Origin of the sequence: Bacillus sp. FSL M7-1345 (genome assembly GCF_038006985.1) — a bacterium.
Lineage (GTDB): Bacteria > Bacillota > Bacilli > Bacillales > Bacillaceae_G > Bacillus_A > Bacillus_A cereus_U.
Window position 1 is genome coordinate 3,020,912 of sequence record NZ_JBBOWG010000001.1, and the last position, 24,479, is coordinate 3,045,390.

Consider the following 24,479-nt stretch of genomic DNA (forward strand, 5'->3'; position numbering starts at 1 on the left):
AAAAACTTATGTTAAGGAGAGATTTGTAATGCGAAATTTTAATACTTCTTTCCAACTTCATCATCATACGTAACGCCGTGTATCCGAAGAAAAATTTTTCTTCGTGGGTACAGGGCTTTTCCTGTTGACCCACGAAGCGTTCATAAAGCTATGTGGGTATTTTTATACCCGCATAGCTTTTTTTAATTTAAAAAAGGAGTGATTCTAGTGGAAATGAAAAATGTAAAAGGAACAAAAGACTATTTACCAGAGGAACAAGTACTGCGAAATAAAATTAAAAGAGCATGTGAAGATACATTTGAACGATATGGATGCAAGCCTTTAGAAACTCCAACGTTAAATATGTATGAACTTATGTCATACAAGTACGGCGGTGGTAATGAGATTTTAAACGAAATATATAAACTTCAGGATCAAGGGAAACGCGACCTTGCCTTACGTTACGATTTAACAATTCCCTTCGCAAAAGTTGTCGCGATGAATCCGAACATCCGCCTTCCTTTTAAACGATATGAAATTGGTAAAGTATTTCGAGATGGTCCGATTAAACAAGGGAGATTTCGTGAATTCATTCAATGTGATGTTGATATAGTTGGTGTAGAGTCTGTCATGGCAGAAGCTGAACTTATGAGCATGGCATTTGAACTATTCCGAACGTTAAACTTAGAAGTAACGATTCAATATAATAATCGAAAATTATTAAATGGTATTCTCCAGTCTATTAGCATCCCTACCGAATTAACGAGTGACGTAATTTTATCATTGGATAAAATCGAAAAGATTGGGATTGATGGTGTACGAAAAGATGTATTGGAGCGTGGAATTTCTGTAGAAATAGCCGATACAATATGTAATACCGTTTTATCTTGCCTAAAACTTACTATTGCCGACTTTAAAGAAACTTTCAATAATCCACTCGTTGCCGATGGAGTAAACGAATTGCAACAATTACAGCAATACTTACTCGCTCTCGGAATAAATGAAAATACGATATTCAATCCGTTTTTAGCAAGAGGACTCACAATGTATACAGGCACTGTGTATGAAATCTTTCTAAAAGATGGCACGATTACATCTAGCATTGGTAGCGGTGGTCGATACGATAATATTATCGGAGCCTTCCGTGGTGATAATATGAACTATCCAACTGTAGGGATTTCATTCGGTTTAGATGTTATTTATACCGTGCTTCAAAAACAAGAAACTATAACATCTACAGCAGATCTTTTTATCATTCCACTCGGGACAGAATTACAATGTTTACAAATCGCCCAGCAATTGCGCTCTACTACTTCCTTAAAAGTCGAACTTGAACTAGCTGGACGTAAATTGAAACGTGCCCTAAACTATGCAAATAAAGAAAATATCCCGTATGTGCTTATAATTGGCGAAGAGGAAATTGTTACAGAAACAGTAGTGCTGCGCAATATGAAGGAAGGTACTGAAGTGAAGATTCCCCTCTCTTCTTTACGTAATTATTTATAATACGAACCACCCTCATTTGGGTGGTTTTTCTAGTGCATAAATAAAGAGTCATTCAGTTTACATAATATAATTATCGATTGCTATAAATATGATTTTCAACCATATACAAAAAAAGAGGGCAGATATGCATCTCCCTCTTTTGTCTAACTATTATTATTCTTGTTCTTGCTCGTCCATAATCTTCTCAAACGCAGCAGATACTTTTTCAAATTCCTCGTCATTCTCTATGTATGAGAATTCATTATCTTCTTCTACTTTTAAAAAGAAGATATCAATGTCTTCCTCGGTTTCTGTTTGAATGTCTTCTACAAAGGCAACCGCAATATATTCTGCTCCTTCGACATCCATCGCTCCAAGCACTTCAACTTCCTGTTCTTCATTATTCTCATCGGTAAGACTAAAAATTTCGCCTACTTCAATTGCTTCCATATTCATTCTCCTCCTAGCATACTCTAAAAAATAAAACGTTCAAATTGCACACTTACTAACATATCTTTCCATAAAAAAGTTGAATTCATACAGAAAGAACAACAAATTCTTGCTGGTTCAGCAAAAGTATTCAACTATAAGGATATCATTTATGAATAGGAATGAACATATTTTTAATTAGATAATTGGATTAACTAATTTTAAATCCTCCATGTTCCATAATGATTCTTTCATATAGGTAGCAGATATGTCACCTTTCAATCTGTAAGTAACTACTAAAATGGTACCTCATACCCTGATTCGTTTCCGTACGTTTTTAGGATGAGAGATAAATCCTTCTATATAAACTAAAGAGACTTATGCTGATATTATCCCCTTTAAGTAGACAGTGTAAAAAGACCATGCACATACATGGATGTTACACTATTACTTGGAGGGGATTTTTCATGACTAAAAAAGGTTCAATATTTATTACATATTCAGAAGAATTAAAGTTAGCGGCTGTTCAAAGTTATTTAAACGGAGAAGGAAGTTACAATATGATAAAGGAAAAATATCAGATTAGAAGCTCTACACAACTAAAAAATTGGGTGAAAAAATATAAAGAATTTGGTGAAATTACAGATACTCGTGGAAAAAATGGTGGAATGAAAGGTATATCAAATCCTCTAAAAGGCAAACGCGTTCATTTTAAGACGATTGAAGAGGAACGTGACTACTATAAGGCACAGGTTGAATATTTAAAAAAGCAGTATCCGAATCTGTAAATGGAGGTGCACTAAAATATACGGTGAGGTATCATATCATTGAATCATTAAAGGGGAAATATCCAGTTATATGGCTTACGAAATTTGCGGGTGTACATCGTTCAAGTTACTATAAGTGGATTCATACAAAAAGTATGAAAAACATGCGACTAGAATCCGAGAAACGATTAAAAAAAGTAATACAATCTATTCACGTAAGGCACAAGGAATATGGTTATCCACGTATGAAAATCGCTTTACAGGAAGAGGGATATTTTATAAATCACAAAAAAGTATATCGCTTAATGAGCGAGCTCAACATTCAATCTATTATTCGAAAGAAGCGTCGCTTCTTTAAAGGGAACTATTCCAATGTTTTTCCGAATGTTTTAAACCGTGAATTCAAAGATCGCCAACAAAATGAAGCGCTTGTTACAGATATTACTTACCTACGATTCCAAGAGGGATTTCGGTATCTTTCTGTTGTACAAGATATTTATAATAACGAAGTTGTTTCTTGGAAAATATCCAAGCGCAACGATAATGAACTTGTATTAGATACAATTGAAATGTTGGCACAAAAAAGAGATGTGCGTGGAACCATTCTCCATTCAGATCAGGGATTCCAGTACACATCTCACGCCTACAACAAACGACTTTTAGGTTTAGGTATCATTGGCAGCCACTCTCGCAAAGGAAACTGCCATGATAATGCCTGTATTGAGTCATTTTTCTCCCATTTTAAATCGGAAATGTTGTATTTGAATCATTTTAAAACAGAAGCAGATTTAATACAAGCAATTGAAGAGTATATTTATTTTTATAACTATAAACGGTTCCAAAAACGACTCAACCACCGAGCTCCGATAGAATATCGAATCTCGATGGCTGCTTAGTCTTTTTAATATTGTCTACTTGACAGGGATAAGACCATGCAGCAATTCCAGTACATCTTTCATCGCAAAAGGACCGTCTTTTTTTACATGCTCCGCGAATTCAGAAACGAGACGTAATGTTTTCACACTTTCGATTGGATGATCCCCTGACGCACTTTCAGCAGAAAGCATAACAGCATTCGTTCCGTCCAATACAGCCTGAAATACATCAGTTACCTCAGCTCTTGTAGGAATAGAGTGATCTACCATAGATTGAAGCATTTGTGTCGCTGTAATTACATATGTATTCGTTCGATTGCACTCACGAATCATCATTTTTTGTAAAAGCGGAATAAATTGATACGGCAGTTCCACACCTAAATCTCCCCTTGCGATCATAATGCCATCTACTTCTTTGCATATGTCTTGAAAATTCTCGATTGCTTCCATCGTTTCTATTTTTGCAATTAAATTCGGGGAAGTTTCTTTATGTTCTTGTATAAACTCTCGTATTTCCTTTATATGACTAGGTTTTCGCACAAAGGAACACGCAATAAAATCAACATTCTCTTCTAAAAGAAACTGAATGTCTTTTTTATCTTTCTCTGTAATAGCTGGTAAACTAACAATTGCACCTGGTAAATTTACCCCTTTATGAGAGGCAATATTTCCACCTGTTTTTATCCTCGTTTCTATTTTGTCCGCACTTACCTTTTCAGCGATTAACTCAACTTCTCCATCATTTATAAGAATCCTACTACCAACTTTCACGTCATTCCCAATCCCTACATAATCAACACTTGCTTCTTCTTTATTCCCTTGTACTGGATGAGTATGTAAAATAAATAACTCCCCTGCTTCAAGTGTAATTTGTTCCTCTTTCATTTCACCCAATCTTATTTTAGGACCTTGTACATCCCCTAGAATTTTAATAGAATCGTCTAACGATTTTACTAAACGAATGATATCTTTATGACTTTCATGCGTGCCATGTGATAAATTCAACCGAACAATTTTCATACCATTGTTTATTAACTGCGCTAATGTTTCTTCATTATTACTTGCTGGACCAATTGTACAAACTCGATCAATTGTCATTTTCCCACCATCCTTTTTTAAATGTTTCCCATAAAATAAAGAGAAGATTCTTTTTATAGGAAAGACCGTGCAACTAAGGGCACACAGAGGTTTATATGAGGAGAAGCGATTGCTGAGTAAGTAGCTTAAATTTAACTTTTTGACTCCATAGTTATTGTTAGTTTCGTTGCAATAGGGTACTACTAATAATAAATCTTGTTTACATACGAACGCTAGATTGGGATATCGAAAACAACCAATGGAGGAACCACAATGACTACTCTTCGTAAAAAAATAATGGGACTAACTTTAGCGGGAACGGTAGTGCTATGGTCATTAGCAGCAGGAAGCATGATGAACGGTAACGAGGTAAAAGCTGAGGTGACAAAAGTAGGAAAGCAACCTAAAAATGTAATTTTTATGGTTATAGATGGGACAAGCTCTTCTGCTACAACATTAGCCCGGTGGTATAAAGGTTCACCTCTTGCACTAGATCAAATTGTATCCGGAGGTGTTCGTACGTATTCAGCAGAATCAGCTATTACGGACTCTGCACCGGCAGCTACAGCTTTAGCGACCGGAAATAAATCTAATTCAGGCTACGTGGGCGTATTACCTTCTGTTGTGAATTCACCTGGCTTAGAACCAGTGAAAGAAGACTGCAAGTTTCGTCCAGTTGCCAACGTCTTAGAAGGCGCAAAACGTTCCGGCCGCGCGACAGGAATCATTGCTACATCAGAAATTCAGCATGCTACTCCGGCTAGTTTCTCTGCCCACCATGCTAACCGCAAGAATTTTGAAGTGCTTGGTGAACAGCAAGTTTATCAAAATATAGAAGTTGTATTAGGTGGTGGAAAGGCAGCACTTCAGCCTACGACAAGCAATGGAATTCGTAAAGACAACGAAGATTTAGTAAAAGTGATTCAAGGAAAAGGGTACGACTTTGTCGAAACAAAAGATGCGTTATTAAACTCCAACTCAAATAAAATCTGGGGTTCTTTCTCTAATACTGCCCTTGCGTTCGATATGGATCGTGAAGAAAATCATCCTGAGCAGCCAACTCTTTCCCTGATGACGAGAAAAGCAATTCAAACATTATCAAAAGATAAAGATGGTTTCTTCTTATTCGTAGAAGGTAGTAAGGCAGATTGGGCAGCACATGCAAATGACCCAATTGGGATGATTAGCGATGTATTGGCGTTTGATGATGCGGTTACAGAAGCGTTAACATTTGCGAAGAAAGATGGTAACACTATGGTCATTGCTTTAGCGGATCATGGTAATAGCGGTATTTCCATCGGTAACAGCAATACAACAAAAGGATATGATACTACACCAGTATCAGCTTACATTGACCCACTGAAAAAGGCGAAAATGACACTTGAAGGTGCTACAAGTAAACTAAAAGATGATTTATCTAATATAAAAGAAGTAGCTGCACTTTACGGTTTAGACAACCTAACTGATGATGAAAGAAAAAAATTAAAAGCTGCACATAAGAAAACTGATGTAGGTCCAATCCTTACTAAATTATTGGCCAACCGGGCGAACATCGGTTTTACAACTGGTGGTCATACAGGTGAAGATGTATTCTTATACTCTTACGGTCCTCAAAAGCCATACGGTTTAGTCCAAAATACAGACATTGCGAAAATAATGGCCAAAGCAATGGGCTTTCAATTAGGAGAAATCACTAAGAAATTATTCTTAGATGCTGAAACAGCCTTTAAACAAATTGGTGCAACTGTAACGATTGACAAAAAAGATGCACGAAACCCGGTGCTTGTAGTAAAACGCGATAATACGGAGGCCAAATTGTTTGTTAATAAAAACATTATCTGTATCGGTGGAAAAGATCATGAATTAGGAAGCATCGTTGTAGAAAGCAATGGGAAATTCTATGTACCTGAAAAAGCAATTCAACTATTCACTAAGTATTCTCGCTAAAATAAAAAAGAATCCAAAGGACCTACTACATGCTCGTTCGCTGTACAAACCCAACATCTTTAGCGATATGGGACAAAAGACATTGAATTTCCTGTGCAAATAATTGTAACTCGTCAGATTTAAAAACAGACATAAAAAAACGCCATCCTTTCTATAAAAAGGATGGCGTTTTTTTCGTTATATAGATACAAATTTATCTTATTGAATCCATTCAACAATAGTATCCATAGTTTGTCTTGTTTTATTAAATTTTGGTTCTCCTTTACGATATCCGAATGCAACCATAACTGATACTTCAAGATTACCATCTTTTAAAATTCCTTCTTGACGAAGTAAAGAATCCACTTTTTCTTTATCGAATCCTTCCATTGGACAAGAATCAATACCGATTTGAGCTGCACTAGTCATCATATTAGCTAAAGCAATATAAGATTGCTTTGATGACCAATCAAATACAGCACGTTCGGAGTCTAACAATTTAAAATCCGATTCTTGGAATTTTTTGAAGAATTCATATCTCATCTGTTGAGCTTCTTCAGGCAATCCAATAATATCTTTCATCATGTGCTGAATATACTCTGCATCATAGTGCATATCTTTGATGGTTCTTGAAAGAACAATGACAAAATGACTTGCTGTTGAAAGCTGCCCACCTGCTCCCCATGAATATGGTAATAGTTTTTCTCTTAATTCTTTATTTTGAACCACAACAAATTTCCAAGGCTCATACCCAAAAGAAGAAGGAGATAATCTTCCTGTTTCTAAAATAAACTCAAAATCATCTTCTGAAATTTTCTTCATAGGATCAAACTCTTTACACGCATGTCTAAAGTTAAAAGCTTCCATAATTTTTTGTTTTGTGTTAGTCATAAAAGTTCCTCTTTTCATTAATTTATTACTTAACTAAATTATATTTTTTAAGTAATAATGTTACAAGTACGCACATTTTTGTGCTATAGTATCAAAAAAGATACTATTGTTAAGGGAGAGTCTTTTTATGATTAGTTCAAAAGAAGATGATGTAAATTATCCATTTTTAAATAAATATTCTTGTCCAGTAGAAGCTATCGTCGAGGTTATTGGCGGGAAATGGAAAGGGGTTATTCTTTATCATTTGTTAGATGGTAAAAAACGATTTAATGAATTAAAAAGATTAAAACCTAATATCACCCAAAGAATGTTAACACTTCAACTTAGAGAACTTGAAGCAGATGGCATCGTACATCGGGAGGTATATCGTGAAGTGCCCCCTAAAGTAGAATATTCGTTAACTGAACTTGGTGAGTCACTACGTCCAATTATCCTTTTAATGATGGAATGGGCAACTAATAATATGGAGCAGGTTTTGGAGAGTAGAAATAACACTAAATAATATTTAAAACCTGTACTTAACCATTACAAACAACTCAAAAAAAGATTGCCTCTTAAGATACAGGCAATCTTTTTTTCTTTTTTTAAATATGAAATTTATGTTTTTGCAGCCTATCTCCATCAAAGAGCTATTTTTGTTTTGTCATTTTCCGCTATAAAACATATACAGTTTCATATGGTAACGATCAAAAAGACATTCCATCCTGTGCAATCTACATCATATAATACGATTGTGATGGATAATACGAATGTAATGAATAAAACGATTGTGATGGGTAATAACTATGTTGCATTTGTTGCGCTTGTAATGCTTGTTGCTGTGCTTGTATAGCCTGATGAACGGCTTGAATAGTACTTTGCGCAGGCCCTTGACCTCCTAAAAGACGCATTTGCGTTTCATTGTAAAAATAATTACAAAGCATGCTTTATTCACCTCACCTCTGTAAATATTTTTGTATTCCATCTTTCATACTATGAATATTGAATGAAAAGGGATTATTCATTAAACTTTTCACCTTGCAATTCCTAAATCTCTTTCTATATCAAATAACGTTTTTGTTCAGTTTTCACTTTCATAATTCGATATGCAATATTTCATATTTTATTATCGTAATATCACTTTATTCCCTGTACTTCGTTGGAACCCTATTGATTTCAAGCGTTATATCAACATTTGTAATTTAATTCCTTATTTTAATCCTCTAATTTTACCATTAAACACTATATTCAAATAATTATATTGGATTTTTTTGCTCTACACATATATATAAATTTTGTGTATTATGTAGCAGAAGGGTAATTAAAAGACTTACTCTTTGCTATTGAGGGAAGAGCCTGAGAGCCATATCAGGCTCTTCTTTGCTTATATACCATGTATTATAATACGGATTTTATTACATTAACTTCTAACGCAACCACAGCATGTGTATCCACCCAAGGAAATAATACTTTGTTCTTTTCGGATCAAGTATTAGTAAACGGTAGTCCTGCTGTAGGGGTAGTAGTCAGCTTTTCATTTAGTAATCCTTCTCTTGCTTTTATGGTTCCTCTTGCTACCATCACCAATGCTTCAGGTAACTTTACCGCTGTATTTCTAGCCGCAAATGGACCTGGAACGGTAATTGTTGCTGCGTCACTTCTTGATTCTCCTCGAACAATGGCTAGCGTCACAATTACCATTGTGAATTGTCCGTAGTGGTTTTATTTTTATCATTGGGATGTTAAGTCTGTATTTCTTAACACCCACCGAAAATGAACAGTAAATAAAAAGATTTAGATAGTATATGGTGAGCCTCATATACTACCTCAACAAACTAAAAAGGCCTACTCGCACGAGTAGGCTTTTGAAACTATGAAAGCTTCGTTAATAATTGATTTAAATCTTTTTTCGTTTTCATCGTTAATGACTTCATTTTATTAACATCTATCTTTTCTTTCTCCGCTCCTACAATTAACGGATACATACTTTGCCCGATAGTTTTAAATTCAGTCGGGTGTGATGCCTCTAAATCTTTCTCAATTACATCCCACTTCTCATTAATTTGTTTTCCAAGTTTATTAACTGTTTCTAATTTAGGGCTTGCAGCTAATTGCTTGTCTAAGCTTTCAATTAATGTAACGACTTCTTTTACATTTGTTTTCACAGCTACGCTTTTCTTCGGATCTTTCGTTGTCTTTCCGTTATTGTTTGTACTTGTGCTTTGATCTGTTGTTTTCCCGCTAGTAGTTTGATCATTCGTTTTTCCTGTCGTTTCTTTTTCTTTTGTTGTTTTGCCGTTACTTTCTGTTCCTGATGATTCCTTTGTATTTTTTGTATCCTTATCTGTTTTTTCATTCGAAGAAGTATTTGTGTCTTTTTCAGTATCTTTCGTTGTTTTTGACGCTTCATCTGCACTTGTCGTTTTTGATTGCTCTTCATTTTGCGCTGTTGCTGGATCCTTCTTCGCTTCATCTTTATCTGTGAAGGTACTACAAGCTGCCATTGAAAGCATTGTACCAATTGCTACTGATGCGATAGCGACCTTTTTCATTTTCATAAAAATCCCCCTATGTTTATATAATTTATCCTCCTCTTTACGATTCTATTTTCTCTTAAAAAATCCCTTTTCACACGAATCACCATCTTTCCGACAGTAATCTTCATAATAATACGTACAAAAAACGATAAATTTATTTTAATATTCGAGTTTCTTCTACCTCATTTTTCTTCTCTGTAGCAAAAGAAAAAGAGTATGTTGTCACATGAAGATTTACAATCTACAAATGACAACATACTCTCCTATCAATTTTTTATCTTTCTTGACATTTTATTTACACAAAAAAATAAAATAATTCCTATTTTTTTATTTCTCAACACTTGTTAACATAATATTTTTATGAAAAACCACCGTTCGAATGAATGACTTGCCCAGTAACCCACTTCGCCTCTTCACTTACTAAAAAAGCGATTAAACGGGCAGCATCCACCGGTTCTCCCACTCTACCTTGCGGGAATTTCCATACTAAATGATACTGTAATTCCTCTGTAATCCATCCTGTATTCGTTGGTCCTGGATCAACAGCATTGACTGTAATCCCCTTCTCCATAGCTACTGGTGCAACTGACTTTGTAAATGCTTCTATTGCTCCCTTTGTTGCTACGTATGCCAGTTCATCTGGCATTGGCGCTAGTGACTGCCCAGAAGTAAGATTGATAATACTTCCACTCGTTTTAAGTGAAAAATGTTTCATAAATAATGAACTTAATAGCATAGGAGCACGAACATTGACCGTATAATGTTTATCTAACTGCTCTACATCTAACTCTTCAATTTTCGTATGAGTAGAATACGCCGCATTATTAATAAGAATAGATGGCTCACCTAAACGTTCTGATACCATATACAATACACGATTAGGCGAATAAGACTGCGATAAGTTGATTTCTGCCATTTCACATCGAACGCCGTAACTTTCAATTTCCTTTTTCAACAAAAAGGGTTCTTGATCATTCATTCCCCACGGCATTGCTTTATCATACCGAGGCCAGTACGTGAAAAAGACGTCTATCCCCTTTTGAGCAAGCACCTTGCATACAGCTGCACCAATTCCATTCAGACGAGTTGCCCCTGTTACAATTGCTATTTTCTTCACCTTTTCTCCTCCATCTATAGGTAGATCCTCTGCACGAATACAGAGGATCTACCTTCTTATTGAATATTTGACAATATACGCTCTGCACCTAATTTTAAAATTCTAATTAAAATTAAATTGGCAATGGTAAACAGTATAAATAAAATAATAAACATAACCCACAGTCCTACCTGAAGGACAAAGTATAATACACTTACTCCCGCTACAATAATTAAAGCTATTAAAATATTAGCTAAAAAATTCCATAAAGTTGTGTATCGACTCTTAAATAATTTCTGTTCTGTATCCCAATGTATATCTGCAGTTTGTGCATCCCAGCGCGTACCGATCAAATTAATTAACAATAACCCGTTCGCACTTAGCAAGAACCAAAGTATCATAAAGACTGGGGAAACTTTTGCTACAACTGCCATCGTAATACCGAATACTGCTAAAATGACCACATTAATTAACCAAGCAGTTATTGCTTTCGCAAAAAAGATATCCGAAGCCTTTACTGGTAAATAACGATTCACAAACCAAGAGCTTCCATCTCGTGAGAATGACGTTGTTGCAATAACATTACTCCCCATTAAAAATAAGGATGCACAAAGGCCAACACCAATTGCGAAACCTGCAGATTCTGGATTATCAATATATTCCGTAATCCATTTTAAATTTCCATCTTGTACAAATAAAACAAAGAACAGCATAATTGGCATAACGAAAGTTTGCACAATACAATTTAAGAAAAATTGTGGCGTGCGGAATAACGTTTTAAATTCTTTTTTCACATATGCTTTTAAATGTGAACTTTGTACCGTTGATTTCTGTAAACCTTCTGCTGAAATTACCTCTTTCTTTGCTGTACTCGTTGAAAGACCAATAACCCCTTTTAAATATGTACGCTCTGCAATGTAATAAAATATCCCGAAACATACGATTGAAATAAGGATAAAAATAATTACATATAAAAGACCTTTCCACGATGCGTTTTCTACTAATCCCATCGCTCCAAAATATGTAGTCGGAAAATAATTTGTCATTTGAACGAAAAGAGAGGATTGATTATTTACAAGGTAGTCCGCAGCTGTGTCTCCAGAAAACGCACTTTTATTTCTCCACTGCATAAATACATTAATCCCTACGATAAACAGTATACTTACGATTCCGATAAATATATTTCCTCGGTCTTTATTTTTCGCTATATTCGTATACCTCATAATAATTGTCATAATCAATGAAGCTAAAACTAACGGAAGGATCGGGAAGAATAAGTAAATGACAATCATATATAGGTAGTATGTAATAAACGCACCACTCTTTAAACCGTAAGTAATAAAGATAGGCCATAAAATAAACGAACTCATTACGTATTGTGTAATTAATACTGTAAAAAACTTCGCTGAAATAATTTGGGATGGTTTTAATGGTAATGGTAACAACATTTCAATGTCATTACTATAATAAAATACCGTCAAAATGTTCGTTATACTCATTAAAAATACCCATATACTCGCAATCGCTAGTCCCATTGCAATAATAATTCCTGGCTCCTGACCTATTTGTTTCATACCTTCATATATTCCATGCGTCATCGAACCAAATATTAAAAACCCAACAAATAAAATCGCTGCAAAGGAGAATAAATATGCCCATCGTTTCTTTTTATCAGTTATAAAATCTGCATAATTTAATTTCAATAATACCTTCGTTAACGTCCAAATTTTACTCATTACCCGTCATCTCCAAGAACATTTTTTCAAGTGATTCATTGGATTTAAAATGATCTCTCATTTCATTTAAATTTCCTTTAAACTGCAAATTCCCCTTATTAATAATAGCGACGCGGTCACATATTTTTTCCGCCACTTCTAATACGTGTGTAGAGAAAAATACAATCTTCCCTTTATCTGCATGTTCTCTCATCATTTCTTTCAAAATATATGCAGATTTCGGATCAAGCCCTGTTAACGGTTCATCTAAAATCCATACATCCGGCTCATGTATAAGCACACCAATAATAACAATCTTTTGCCTCATACCGTGTGAATAACTTTGAATTTGATCAGATAAAGCATTATAAAGATCAAACTTCTTCGCTAAAGACTCTATTCGTTCTCGCCTTACTTCCTTCGGCACTTCGTACATATCAGCCATAAAGTTTAAATATTCAATTCCTTTTAATCGTAAAAACATATCCGGGCTATCTGGAACATAGCCAAATGTTTTCTTCGCTTCCATCGGGTTTTTCATAATATCTTTACCATTGATTGTAATGGTCCCTTTGTCCACCCCATGAATACCAGTAATCATCTTAATTGTCGTTGATTTACCTGCACCATTCGGTCCTAAAAATCCGAATATTTCTCCGCTAGGTACAGATAAACTTAAATCTTTTACTGCGTAGTTAGATCCATTATAACTTTTTGACACATTCACAATTTCAATCATTACATCCAATCCTTTCCTTAATTACCAATTAACTATATTGATATTATAGCATACTTATATTTTCAGATTTTTACATTTTTCAGTTTTTTAACCTTTAAAATAAATATAAACTCCTAATCCAACGATTAAAACAACGGCTAGTATAATATAAATCATCGTAAGTCGTTTAATATTTCCTTTTGTCGCTTTACTATAATTCGCATCACCATTTCGCCCAATTAACACCGTTCCAATTACAGTAATCACTACAAGTAATATAACGATCATTATCCCAGTTAACATTTCTTCCTCCCCCTCCTTACAACCATTTTACGATATTTCCCTTTTTATTTTACAGAATATTTAACCTTTTTTACTATTATTATGAAATAAACCGCAAAACTATTATTACTATGAATTTCCATATGTGATATATTTATAACATATAGTGATTTATCCCGCATTAACTGGCAGTAAGACTCCCACCTCAAAATTCGGCTGGAGCAAAGAAGTTAGGTGGGAGATCAACTGCCCGTAAACGCCCGATTGGTGAAGGCTAATAATCAGTGGGGGATGAACACCCCCCCACTGATTAAAGTTTCACTTTATTTCTAACATCGAAAGGAGAATCTATCGTGAAAACAACTTGGATTAAATATTTAGGATTTCTCGGTTTCTTTGGGTTTCTCGGATTTTTTTACGAAAAAGGACTGTTTACTATGTTCTGTTTCTTCTCCTTTTTCACGACATATAGAAAAGTTCATCACGATGAGCTTTTTGAACAAATCGTCAATAAATCATGCCGCAATGCCTTTATCATTACATTACTAACAACAACTATCATTATGTTTATTGAAATGTTATTTCCGAATCCATTTTTACAAGAGATTGATATCGCTCTTATTTTCAGCACACTCATTCTTACATTCGGATTCTCTATCTTCTTTTACGATAAACCTGTGGATGAAATGGAAGATGCACCATGGCGTTCGTAACGAAGATAAAAGAATACCGCGCCAAAGTGCATATGACGCAGGAAGATTTAGCGAAAAAGGTTGGTGTACGTCGTGAAACGATTAGCCATCTTGAAAAAGGAAAATATAATCCTTCCTTACAGCTTGCTCATGATATAGCGAGAGCACTGCATAGTACGATTGATAAGATTTTTATTTTTGAGGATTAATAAAAGGGTACTCAAAAAACTCTAACCAACAACTGTTAAATATTTTATTATTGATGTTTTTGGACTTTTATTACTATATGGTTGCATATACATTATTCTTAATATACTCTAGTGAACAGCATGATTAATAATTCTTTTAGAGAATACCTTATGCTTTCTCTTTGTATGAATGCCGACAAGCAGATAAAAAAGGAGGCTAATCAAAATCAGCCTCCCTCCTCATTATTTATCCCACTAGTTACGGGCAGTAAGACTCCCACTGATTAAAGTTTCACTTTATCACCCATACAAAACCGCATGAAATACACCTAACAGTAAGTATTGATCCTCTATATAATCCTCATCATATACATTCATCTCGATGTAATACATATCTTCCTCAAGACGAATATTCCAATCTGCTATTACATAGCCCTTTCGTAATACCTTTCCAATCCCAAGTGAATTTTTGTGAACAACATATTCTTCTGTCTTATATGTAAAGGTAAATAAGAAATTTGCATCCAATAACTTTCCGTCACATACAATTATTTCATGCTCTGCACCATTATTATCGATGTACGTTACTAAAATCTTTCTTTGGCGCCGCCTACTTGCATCCTTTGCAATGATGCGAATATTGTCCTTACTATCCTTTATTTCATAATTGATATTACTACCAACTTTTGGAATGAAGTCTAGCACTTTCATCAAAGTATTTTTATAATAGCCCCGTACTACACTTACTTGTTTGCTTCCATTGTAAACCTCTATCGGCATCGTGTCTGCCTTACTATCACACAGTCGTTTGTAAGAAAGCTGCATAATCCGCTCTCCTCTTAAGTACTGATCAAACGTCACAGGATATTCTATCGCGCGCAGTTCCTTATTTAGCTCATATAAATAGCGTTGAACGCTCTCTACTAATGTTGCAGTAGATATACGCTCCTGAAGTTCAAATTCTTGCCAACCGGAAGAAACTCTCCACTGATTGTCCTCTTCATAGAAAAAACAAAGAATTAACTCATCATCTTCAATCGTTTCATAATTCATATGTATGTTCTGCCCGTGTTGAACTTGTTCCATCCACTGTCCTAAATAAATGCCCAGCTCTGCGACCTTCATGCATGACTTTTGAAAAAGTACTCTATCACCCACACAAATCGTTAAATCCCCTTCGATAAAGCCATTTGTATAAGCAACATACCGTGGCTCATCCTTCTGTGGAATAGCCTTGTCTAACTCAAATAAAAACGTTAACATCCTTCACTCACCTCTAGTTGTTACACAGCTCATACTTGACATCGCATTACTCTGAGAAACTATGTATTATATACACATATTTAATTAATACCTTATAACACGTGAATGACATTAGTATAGTAGCGCTATTTTTTCTTTGCGAATTCCCTCAAAACAACATACTCCCAATATATCAACCACAACTCAAATTATATCAGCTATTTTTTCAATATATCGATTTACCGACACCCATCGACAATAGGAAAATCTTATGAGAAGGAAACTACTTTTCCTTCTACAATTTCCATAATACGAAGCAGACTCTCCACTTCATAGGTCGGCTTAACACTTGTCTTGTTTTCTTTCAGACTCGGGTTATACCAACACGTATCAATACCGTAATCTTCTCCGCCTTTCATATCAGAAGTTAAGGAATCTCCAACCATTAGTACACTTGATTTATCAGTAATTCCAAGCTTTTCAAATGCATAATCAAAAATCTCACGTGCTGGTTTTTGATGGCCTACCTCTTCAGAAATAATGATATGATCAAAGAAGTTACATAAAGGCGAATTTCCAATTCTAGATTGTTGCACCTTAGTGTATCCATTCGTAATAATACCTAACTTACAATCTTGAAGATTCTCACATAGTTTCACTGCACCTTCTATAAGATGTACTTCTTTCCCTAAGTTTTCAAGGTATACGTCACTAAATTGCTGCGCGTCTACTTCTATATTATGAAGAACAAATAATTGTCTAAATCGATCTACCGCTAATTCACTTAGCGTAATCATTTTATTTTCTAAATCTCTCCATAATCCATTACTAATCTCTTTATAACTTGCAAGATAATCATTATACCCTGTAGGCATGCCAAATTGTACAAACGTGCTATTTAATGCGTTTCTTTCCGTTTCAGGGAAATCTAATAATGTATCGTCTACGTCGAATAGTATAACTTTGTATTTCATGATGTTCTCCTCAATTCCTATATTCTCATAGCTTAATTATAGCAACAATAAGAAAAGGAGGCTAATCCAAACCAGCCTCCCTTCTCATTATTTACCTTCTAGCAATAACACTTTCATTTCCTCTAACGACTCTTTCGTAAATCCAAGAGCTTTTTCAGCGTATGCTTCAACTGATCCATACTGCTTTTTAATTTCATCAATCGCAGCTTGTAAATACTCAGCACGAGCTTCAAACATCGCACCTAATATCGCTCTACTTTCATCGTTTTGTAATTTTGCACCTAAAAATGCCATCATTTTTTCGTTTAACTTCTCACGGAAACCGTTACTTAATAAATAGTCTTGCATTACCGTTTCTTCTGATACACCTAATAGAAGTAATAATAATGCGGAACCAAATCCAGTACGGTCTTTTCCAGCTGTACAGTGGTTTACTAATGGTAAGTTTTCTGGATTTTGTACTAACTTTAAGAAGCTCACGAATGCCTCATTACCACTTACAAAATCTTGATTCATTTTCACAAGATATTCACCAGGTTTTCCTAATACTGATAAATCACCAACTTGGAAAAACTCATTTATATTTAAATCTTTCGCTAAGTCTTGCATAACTGGTAAGCATACTTGGCGAGCACCTGTAATGCCTGGGTTCGGCTTATGCTTTACTTCAAAATCTGTACGGTAATCACAAATTAATTTTAAGCCTGACTTCTGTAAATACTCAATATCCCATTCTGTTAATCCTGCTAATTCTTCAGAACGATACAATTTACCCCATTTTACTTTACGGCCTTCAGTCGTTTCATATCCGCCCATATCACGGAAGTTAAACGCACCTTGTAATGGTAATCTACGCTCCGCGACTGTAACTGCTTGTCCATTACTTCCTACTAACCTAAAATAGGGACGCTCATTTTCACTCGGATTGGCAATTGTAGTAAATGACTCTCCATTTACCGTCACAAGTAATTCACCATTTTCTTCAATATAATCTGGTGAAGTACCCCAATAAATTTTAACTTCTTCTATATTATTTTCCCACTCTATATGTAACGTGTTATCTTCATTTCGTTCTACAGTTGCTTGTAACCAATTTATTTGTTGCTTCATACTTCCACCAACACTTTCTTCGTATAGTATAATCCTTCTCTATTGTATTATAGGAAAGCTTACTTTGTCGTTTCGATTTTTCTTTTTATCTTACAAACATGCAAAAAGTTCTTTTACTCGTTCAAAATTTGTACATGGATTCCCGCTAAATGAATTCGCGAGACTACGTCATTCATCCTTCTAAACCCTTTTCACATATCGCTCACTACAACTCAGCTGCTGACATCCATTCTTTTCAAAAACATCATTCATCCACTCATCTTGTACATTTGCCTCACCAATATAATAAGTGGCTCCTATTTCCTTTAATACAAACATCGTTTTTGTAAACAAGTCAGATTCATACCCTTTATTTCGCATACTCGGAGCGACTGCGAAATACATAAGTTTCCCTTCTTCTAACGTACCTCTTTCAATATACGGGACTACAATTCCTATCGGCTCTTCATTTGCAACAGCTGTTAAACAATGTTCTTTCCATTGCCCACCAATTTCTTGTTCCATCATATTTACAAATTGATCATACGCTATTTCTTCTTCCATCAGCTCATTCCAAAGAGAATAAAAAGCGTCTTCTCCGATCTCTTCAATAAGCTTAAAATCAATATCACTTTCTATATCTTCCACTTCATATATATCTTTAAATACTATTATATTTTCAGCAATATGTTCAAATGAATACTTTCCAAAGCATTTCTTATATACATCATAATTGGGACTTTTTGAAGAAACCTCAAATTGTAGATTTTCTAATCCACCTTTTTTCGCCTCAGTAACAAAATATTGCACCATTTCTTCAATTTGCTCTTCTGTAAAAACCTCTGCATTATTTTCTTTTATTATTATAGAAGAAGCACTTCTTCTTATTTTAAAATGTTTTTCTAATTGTTTTATAATCGTCATACTCTTCCCTCATCTATGTAATACTTGAATTTAAGTTTGGTCTCCTTGCATGAGCAGGATTGTCCTTGAATATATAGAATACTAGAAAAGATCGCATCTTTAAAGTGCGGAGGAGGTTCTCCATTGGATATTACAGCGCTGCAACAACAGTTAGAGCTTATACAACAAAATGATTATTCGCACATGCAACATATAGATATAAATGAGTTAACAACGAACATGCTTCAGCACATTGGAACTACTGACAGTTACATTCGCTATCAGCTGATTTATAATTGTTTTTCTCACTTTATTCAATATGAGCTTCTACTCGATGATCAACTTAAATTACTTTTACATACTTGTTTAAGCGATGAATACTTATATTTGGATATTAATTCCCCATATACAGATGGGGTTTTCACACGCTCTTATACTGTTTCATTAATTGCTTTAATCCTCCAATTTTCCAACTCCCACTACTTTCTAACTGAGGAGGATGTTACAGAAATAAAACAAAATCTCATAACATATACAAATTTAGAGACTGATTTCCGTGGATATATTGAAGATAAAGGCTGGGCTCATTGTATTGCACACGTTTCTGATGCATTTAATGAAATTATCCAAAATTCCTATATTACCTTTGAATGCTATGAAGAAATGATACATTGTTTATTAAATAAAATCTTCACTTCGGCAGATATTTATCATAATAATGAAGATGAAAGAGTTGTCACTCCGTTAGTATCGATGGTATATCATGACTTTGCACAAGAAGATTTAATTTCAATTATTCATAAAAAAGTACAGAGACTTCCTCAAATTAGAAAACGCCTTTCTCTCAATGAATATTGTATTTTATGCGCCAACATTAAAACATTTTTACGTACATTATTCTTTAGAACAAAAAATGATCACAACTTAGCTTTTACCGCACATAAGACGGAAAAAATGTTAAAGGAACTGCCCAACTATTATTAAGTACAAGGAGAAAAAATATGGGTTATATTGAAGACATGAGACAACGAGTAGGAAATCATCCACTCATTTTAATAGGATCACATGCCATTATATTAAATGAAAATAATGAAATATTACTGCAGCTCCGTACAGATTTTAACCGCTGGGGGATTATTGGGGGTGCATTAGAATATAATGAAACACTGGAAGACGCTGTGAAACGCGAAGTATTTGAAGAAACTGGACTTACCGTAAAAAATGTAGAACTGTTCCGTACATACTCTGGACCAGATTTCTTTCAAATCTATCCAAACGGCGATCAAGTTCATGGTGTACTTGTTATTTATATTTGCCGTGAATCTCAAGGTGAGCTTGTATGCGATCCAACTGAATCAAAAGAATTACGCTTCTTTCCGCTTGATGAGTTGCCTAGCAATCTTCCTCCTGTTATTGAGAGAATTATTAAGGAATTTCAGCACTCCAATTAATACATTAAAAATAGTCAAGATAGAACCTATCTTGACTATACTTTTCTAGAAAGAATGGTTATTCCTTTCATTTTAAATAGTAATATAAAAAACCTCATTTCCCGTCATTATAACGCGAAATGAGGTTGTTATCGTTCACCGTAAATCCGTATTGTCCCCATAATAGATACTTTATTAAATATTTTTTCTGTAACAATATTATTCCTTAAATAAACGATATTCGTGTTCTCTTTCTACAACTTTATACCCCTTTACAAATAACATAGTTATATAAGAAACAATAAATGAAAAAATAGTATACATGCCCACCCAAAAGAAAAATGCTGGATCATACACTGTAACATTTAATATAAGAAAAACAACAAATGTTACAATTGGCATCACATAAAATGTGCTCATTCTATACGTCCCAGCAATTGAAAGCATACAAATAAGTAATGGATACATACATAAAACAAAAATGAATTCACTCACGTTTTTGTCCCCCTTTCTGAAGAGATAATAGGTTTCTCGTAAACATTTTGGGGAACAACAAAGTTTTATATCTTTTAGCCCGTTATTAATAAATTCTTGCAAATATAATGTTAGATTGTTATCTCTATTTGATTTCCTTCAGGATCGCTTACTACACTTTCATAATAACCATCCCCTGTAGTGCGTGGACCGTTTAACACAGGGTATCCTGCTTCTCTTAACATTTCAGTTAATTGATTGACTTTTTCTTTGCTACCTACAGAAAAAGCAATATGCGCATATCCTATTGTTTGTGTTTGTATTTTATCGTCTATCCCTACCTGTCTCATAAGTTCTAGACGAGCGCCACCTTCAAAAGTTATAAAATAAGATTCAAACTGTTTTTTCGGGTTGCGATATAATCTATTCGCTTCACCATTGAAGTACTGTTTATAGAAATCACGCATGACTTCTAAATCATTAACCCAAATAGCTACATGTTCAATTTTCATAACCGACACCTTTTCTTTTATGTTATACAACCAACAATTTGATGTTTAATTGCAAGTACACTTAATTTTCTTTGTTTGTTCTAGTAATCATGAGATCAAGTCCAAGGCTTTTTAATCCATATAAATAATCTTCTTTCCAATCGCTCACTGTTATTTTTGGAATATGTTCCGCTGGAATGTACTTCGGACAACTTTTTACAATTTGATCTATTACAAATTGATTCACTTCATCGTTACAGAAAATAAACGCATGAGGATTAATAATAGCTATAAATGCAGAGATTAAACGGGTAATAGCATCTATATTATATTTCTCTGGATTATTAGAATCTCTCACTTCATCTCCACTTCTCAAAGCTTGTAAGAAATTTTTATTATCATACTGCGGAACGAAAGATATCTCTCCTGAGAAAAATGTACTTCCTCGTACCACATCTCCATTTATCATAATACCTGCACCTGGACCATTTTGACCTGAATACAAATATACAAGAGATGAATTATCATTATTTCCAGTGTTTTTATGATAGCCAAGGACTGCGGCATTCATATCGTTTTCTATTACTACAGGTATAGAGAATAGGTCCTCCAAGTGACTTTTCAAATTAAAATTCTGAAACTTTTCATAACCAGGTATATAAAAAATACGACCATTATCAACCGAACCGGGCACACCAATTGATATAGAGCTTATTTTCGGAAATGTAGCTATAAGACTTTCTATATGTTTAGATAATAGGTTTACGCCAGTATCAATTAATACACTTGAAGTACTTCCTTGTTCTTTTACCTCCCCTAAACAGTTGAAAATTGTATAGTTCGTCTCATTTTTTTCTAAAAATATCGCTAAACCTAACATATATTCCGGATTATACGCATATCGTTTTGCTCTTCTTCCACCACTTGAATCATCTAGACCGACTAGAGTGATTTCACCGTCTTGTTTCATTTTTTCTATAAATTTACTTACAGTTGGAAAACTGATTTCTAATGTATTACTAAGTTCAACTTTCGTTGCACTACCTTGCTCTAAAAGAGCTGTACGAATACCACGAAATATAGTCTCTTTAATCGATTTTGGAGTAACAAATTGTTCACTCACATCGCTCACCGCCTTAATCAACATACTTATTAAACATTTTTAATAAGTTGCGTTGACAATATATCATACATCATTTTCTAAAGCAATAGAGATGATATATTTCTCGTTACATGTACTCCCTACTCAGCTCGATCTATTCTCTCTAGTAACGGACGATACGATTCCAGACAAGAGAACAAATAATAATACAGCTAACAAGGCATTACGTATTCCGAAGACTTCCCCCAGTATACCTAAAAATGGTGGTCCGACTAAAAACGCTGTATAACCGATGATAGAAACTGCAGCAACATTAGAAGTCGCATTTTCACGGTCATCTCCAGCAGCAGACAGACCAATCGGGAAACCTAGCTCTGCACCAATCCCCCACAGCACTACACCAACTGCTAGAAAATACGAGTTGCTCCCAAATATTACGATTGAAATTCCTATGATAGCCATAATAATAGTAGCACGTACGACAGCGACACGACCGAAGTGATTAAGAAAATAACTACTACACATACGAGCTAACGTCATTGCCAATACAAAAATTGTGTACATATATAGAACCTGTCACTGCACTTTGTTGATGTCCGTCTACCATCACGATAGGTAGCCAATCATTTGCACTTCCTTCTGCAAATGCCATTCCAAGCACAAAAAGACCAATTAAAAGCACCTTTTTTTCCATACGTAAGGAAGTACGCTTCGCTCTCTTTTTGTTCCACGATTTCTCCTTCTTTCCTGTTCCATTCGGAAGAAAACGATGCACCATACATACAAGTAATAAAAACACGACCGAAATCGCAAGAAACTGATACAGAATTGGGATGTGAAGCGAGGCGGCGACGGAGCCACTAAGCGCGCCTACTAAAGTTCCTACGCTAAAAAAACCGTGGAATTTCGGTAAAAGTGTCGTCCCTAATTTCTGCTCAATTGAAGAACCTTCTACATTCAATGCTACTTCTGCCAATCCATATCCTACTCCAAATACTAGTAAGCTACCAAAAGCCCCTATGCTAGAAACAAAATAAATATTAATACCTAAACAAAGTAATCCAACAATTATAAAAAACATACTGCCTATAATAACGTCTCTAGCTCCCTTACAGTCAATGAAATGACTTGAACTCAGTAAACCAATTATTGAACCGACAGATAAACCGAACAAAATCCAGCCCATTTCTGCATTTGAAACTCCTAAAATATCCCGCGCCGCTGCTGTTCTAGAAATCCATGTAGCAAACGCGACACCTGGCAAAGCAAATAAGAGAAAAAGAGCGTTTCGAGAGGCAAGTAATGTCTTTGTATCATTCTCTGTACAATATTCCTTCATATGAAACACCTTTCACATTGTCTATACGATATAACACCAGTTTATTTATGCACTGGTAAAAAACAATTTCTATTCATCTATCGTTTTCATAACTTTAGCTGGGTTACCACCAACAACCACATTATTAGGTACATCTTTTGTCACAACTGCTCCTGAAGCAATTACAACATTGTCTCCAATTGAAATACCAGGGTTAATAATTGCTCCCCCACCAACCCAAACATTGTTACCAATCTTTACAGGTTTCCCATATTCTTTACCAGAATTCCGCTCTACCGGATGTAAAGGATGAGTGGCAGTATAAATATGGACACCAGGTGCAAACATACAATTATCACCGATTCGAACTTCACAAACATCTAAAATAACACAATTAAAATTTGCGAAAAAGCTCTTTCCAATGTGGATATTGTAGCCGTAATCACAACGAAAATCAGGATTAATGTGGGTTTTTCCGTCAGCTGAAGAACCTAAAAGCTGCTCTAACAAGGTAAAGCGGCGTTCATCACCAGTCTCCATAGCCTCGTTATAAAGGCGTGTTAAACGTTTTGCCTCAATCCTATCAGCTACTAATTCTTCGTCATCCGCAATATACATTTCTCCCGCCAACATCTTTTCTTTCTCAGTTTTCATATAATCATCTCCTTCGTTATCGAATGAATAACACTTATTAAATTAGTTTAATAAGTGACTTCAATTAAACTTATTAAACAAGTTTAATAAGTATCCCTATATTAACATATTTTTTTTAATATGCAATTAATAAATTTAGAAAGAAGATGCGAACTCCTCATTTTAC

General features: G+C 34.7%; 27 protein-coding genes and 1 pseudogene. 9 read left to right on the forward strand and 19 right to left on the reverse strand.

Annotated features, from left to right (window positions below; all coding sequences use genetic code 11):
- Nucleotides 1-213 precede the first annotated feature (213 nt).
- Complete coding sequence (locus MHB76_RS15755; RefSeq protein WP_078174525.1) at nt 214-1,485, forward strand: histidine--tRNA ligase; 1,272 nt, start codon at nt 214-216, stop codon at nt 1,483-1,485.
- A gap of 153 nt (nt 1,486-1,638) precedes the next feature.
- Here MHB76_RS15755 and MHB76_RS15760 read toward each other — a convergent pair whose 3' ends face one another.
- Entirely contained in the window at nt 1,639-1,920 is a 282-nt protein-coding gene (locus MHB76_RS15760; protein WP_002013967.1) for a DUF1292 domain-containing protein, read from the reverse strand.
- Between the two features lie 440 nt (nt 1,921-2,360).
- On the opposite strand from MHB76_RS15760, the gene MHB76_RS26330 reads away from it, so the two are divergent.
- Together MHB76_RS26330 and MHB76_RS15765 are read left to right on the forward strand one after the other, a co-directional pair.
- Complete coding sequence (locus MHB76_RS26330) at nt 2,361-2,681, forward strand: transposase (RefSeq protein ID WP_016103355.1); 321 nt, start codon at nt 2,361-2,363, stop codon at nt 2,679-2,681.
- Nucleotides 2,682-2,704: 23 nt separating this feature from the next.
- Nucleotides 2,705-3,556: an IS3 family transposase gene (locus MHB76_RS15765; RefSeq protein WP_016103639.1), complete on the forward strand. Its 852-nt coding sequence runs from the start codon at nt 2,705-2,707 to the stop codon at nt 3,554-3,556.
- A 15-nt stretch (nt 3,557-3,571) separates the two neighbouring features.
- Here MHB76_RS15765 and MHB76_RS15770 read toward each other — a convergent pair whose 3' ends face one another.
- Nucleotides 3,572-4,633, reverse strand: coding sequence for a pyruvate kinase (locus tag MHB76_RS15770; RefSeq protein WP_340987087.1), 1,062 nt, complete (start codon nt 4,631-4,633; stop codon nt 3,572-3,574).
- Between the two features lie 252 nt (nt 4,634-4,885).
- Between MHB76_RS15770 and MHB76_RS15775 the strand changes: the two genes are divergently transcribed.
- Nucleotides 4,886-6,559 carry an alkaline phosphatase gene (locus MHB76_RS15775; RefSeq protein ID WP_078174490.1) on the forward strand — a complete coding sequence of 558 codons (1,674 nt, stop codon included), beginning with the start codon at nt 4,886-4,888 and terminating at the stop codon, nt 6,557-6,559.
- Between the two features lie 198 nt (nt 6,560-6,757).
- Here the strand turns inward: MHB76_RS15775 and MHB76_RS15780 are convergent, their stop codons facing one another.
- Entirely contained in the window at nt 6,758-7,447 is a 690-nt protein-coding gene (locus MHB76_RS15780) for an NAD(P)H-dependent oxidoreductase (RefSeq protein WP_439823133.1), read from the reverse strand.
- Nucleotides 7,448-7,556: 109 nt separating this feature from the next.
- Between MHB76_RS15780 and MHB76_RS15785 the strand changes: the two genes are divergently transcribed.
- Entirely contained in the window at nt 7,557-7,931 is a 375-nt protein-coding gene (locus tag MHB76_RS15785; protein WP_002128279.1) for a winged helix-turn-helix transcriptional regulator, read from the forward strand.
- Between the two features lie 211 nt (nt 7,932-8,142).
- Here MHB76_RS15785 and MHB76_RS15790 read toward each other — a convergent pair whose 3' ends face one another.
- From MHB76_RS15790 to MHB76_RS15820, 7 genes are all read right to left on the reverse strand, one after another.
- Nucleotides 8,143-8,352 carry a DUF3947 family protein gene (locus MHB76_RS15790; protein ID WP_078174492.1) on the reverse strand — a complete coding sequence of 70 codons (210 nt, stop codon included), beginning with the start codon at nt 8,350-8,352 and terminating at the stop codon, nt 8,143-8,145.
- 541 nt (nt 8,353-8,893) lie between these two features.
- The gene (locus MHB76_RS15795) at nt 8,894-9,109 is read right to left on the reverse strand and encodes a hypothetical protein (protein WP_078174493.1); all 216 of its coding nucleotides are present in this window, start codon (nt 9,107-9,109) and stop codon (nt 8,894-8,896) included.
- 170 nt (nt 9,110-9,279) lie between these two features.
- Nucleotides 9,280-9,966, reverse strand: a complete 687-nt coding sequence (locus MHB76_RS15800; protein ID WP_078174494.1) for a hypothetical protein — start codon at nt 9,964-9,966, stop codon at nt 9,280-9,282.
- Between the two features lie 337 nt (nt 9,967-10,303).
- The gene (locus MHB76_RS15805) at nt 10,304-11,062 is read right to left on the reverse strand and encodes an SDR family oxidoreductase (protein ID WP_078174495.1); all 759 of its coding nucleotides are present in this window, start codon (nt 11,060-11,062) and stop codon (nt 10,304-10,306) included.
- A 56-nt stretch (nt 11,063-11,118) separates the two neighbouring features.
- Nucleotides 11,119-12,777, reverse strand: coding sequence for a putative ABC transporter permease subunit (locus MHB76_RS15810; RefSeq protein WP_002161087.1), 1,659 nt, complete (start codon nt 12,775-12,777; stop codon nt 11,119-11,121).
- A complete protein-coding gene (locus MHB76_RS15815; RefSeq protein ID WP_078174496.1) occupies nt 12,770-13,495 on the reverse strand; it encodes an ABC transporter ATP-binding protein in 726 nt (241 codons plus the stop codon). The genes MHB76_RS15810 and MHB76_RS15815 overlap by 8 nt, the downstream gene beginning before the upstream one ends.
- Before the next feature lie 87 nt (nt 13,496-13,582).
- Nucleotides 13,583-13,777 (reverse strand): hypothetical protein, encoded by a 195-nt coding sequence (locus tag MHB76_RS15820; protein ID WP_002142517.1) that lies wholly within the window; start codon nt 13,775-13,777, stop codon nt 13,583-13,585.
- 332 nt (nt 13,778-14,109) lie between these two features.
- Here MHB76_RS15820 and MHB76_RS15825 point away from each other — a divergent pair, with 332 nt between their 5' ends.
- Entirely contained in the window at nt 14,110-14,469 is a 360-nt protein-coding gene (locus tag MHB76_RS15825; protein ID WP_002110899.1) for a DUF3796 domain-containing protein, read from the forward strand.
- Nucleotides 14,457-14,657, forward strand: coding sequence for a helix-turn-helix transcriptional regulator (locus MHB76_RS15830; RefSeq protein ID WP_002110900.1), 201 nt, complete (start codon nt 14,457-14,459; stop codon nt 14,655-14,657). The genes MHB76_RS15825 and MHB76_RS15830 overlap by 13 nt, the downstream gene beginning before the upstream one ends.
- A gap of 279 nt (nt 14,658-14,936) precedes the next feature.
- On the opposite strand, the gene MHB76_RS15835 is transcribed toward MHB76_RS15830, so the two are convergent.
- From MHB76_RS15835 to MHB76_RS15850, 4 genes are all read right to left on the reverse strand, one after another.
- Complete coding sequence (locus MHB76_RS15835; protein ID WP_002161084.1) at nt 14,937-15,899, reverse strand: tubby C-terminal domain-like protein; 963 nt, start codon at nt 15,897-15,899, stop codon at nt 14,937-14,939.
- Between the two features lie 248 nt (nt 15,900-16,147).
- Nucleotides 16,148-16,852, reverse strand: coding sequence for a YjjG family noncanonical pyrimidine nucleotidase (locus MHB76_RS15840; RefSeq protein WP_002110902.1), 705 nt, complete (start codon nt 16,850-16,852; stop codon nt 16,148-16,150).
- A gap of 87 nt (nt 16,853-16,939) precedes the next feature.
- On the reverse strand, nt 16,940-17,962 hold the full coding sequence (locus MHB76_RS15845; protein WP_078174497.1) for a tyrosine-protein phosphatase: 1,023 nt from the start codon (nt 17,960-17,962) through the stop codon (nt 16,940-16,942).
- Between the two features lie 180 nt (nt 17,963-18,142).
- Complete coding sequence (locus MHB76_RS15850; protein WP_283751103.1) at nt 18,143-18,865, reverse strand: GNAT family N-acetyltransferase; 723 nt, start codon at nt 18,863-18,865, stop codon at nt 18,143-18,145.
- A gap of 123 nt (nt 18,866-18,988) precedes the next feature.
- Between MHB76_RS15850 and MHB76_RS15855 the strand changes: the two genes are divergently transcribed.
- Both MHB76_RS15855 and MHB76_RS15860 read left to right on the forward strand, forming a co-directional pair.
- Nucleotides 18,989-19,828 carry a DUF2785 domain-containing protein gene (locus MHB76_RS15855; protein ID WP_199661592.1) on the forward strand — a complete coding sequence of 280 codons (840 nt, stop codon included), beginning with the start codon at nt 18,989-18,991 and terminating at the stop codon, nt 19,826-19,828.
- 17 nt (nt 19,829-19,845) lie between these two features.
- Nucleotides 19,846-20,295, forward strand: a complete 450-nt coding sequence (locus MHB76_RS15860; protein WP_078174498.1) for an NUDIX hydrolase — start codon at nt 19,846-19,848, stop codon at nt 20,293-20,295.
- 198 nt (nt 20,296-20,493) lie between these two features.
- On the opposite strand, the gene MHB76_RS15865 is transcribed toward MHB76_RS15860, so the two are convergent.
- The 5 genes and pseudogenes from MHB76_RS15865 to MHB76_RS15885 form a co-directional block, all read right to left on the reverse strand.
- Nucleotides 20,494-20,769 carry a YbeF family protein gene (locus MHB76_RS15865; protein WP_078174499.1) on the reverse strand — a complete coding sequence of 92 codons (276 nt, stop codon included), beginning with the start codon at nt 20,767-20,769 and terminating at the stop codon, nt 20,494-20,496.
- A 110-nt stretch (nt 20,770-20,879) separates the two neighbouring features.
- Nucleotides 20,880-21,260 carry a VOC family protein gene (locus tag MHB76_RS15870; RefSeq protein ID WP_078174500.1) on the reverse strand — a complete coding sequence of 127 codons (381 nt, stop codon included), beginning with the start codon at nt 21,258-21,260 and terminating at the stop codon, nt 20,880-20,882.
- 61 nt (nt 21,261-21,321) lie between these two features.
- Nucleotides 21,322-22,362, reverse strand: coding sequence for an ROK family transcriptional regulator (locus MHB76_RS15875; RefSeq protein ID WP_078174501.1), 1,041 nt, complete (start codon nt 22,360-22,362; stop codon nt 21,322-21,324).
- Between the two features lie 123 nt (nt 22,363-22,485).
- Nucleotides 22,486-23,680, reverse strand: a pseudogene (locus MHB76_RS15880) (MFS transporter).
- A gap of 69 nt (nt 23,681-23,749) precedes the next feature.
- Nucleotides 23,750-24,313 (reverse strand): maltose acetyltransferase domain-containing protein, encoded by a 564-nt coding sequence (locus MHB76_RS15885; RefSeq protein ID WP_078174502.1) that lies wholly within the window; start codon nt 24,311-24,313, stop codon nt 23,750-23,752.
- Between the last annotated feature and the right edge of the window lie 166 nt (nt 24,314-24,479).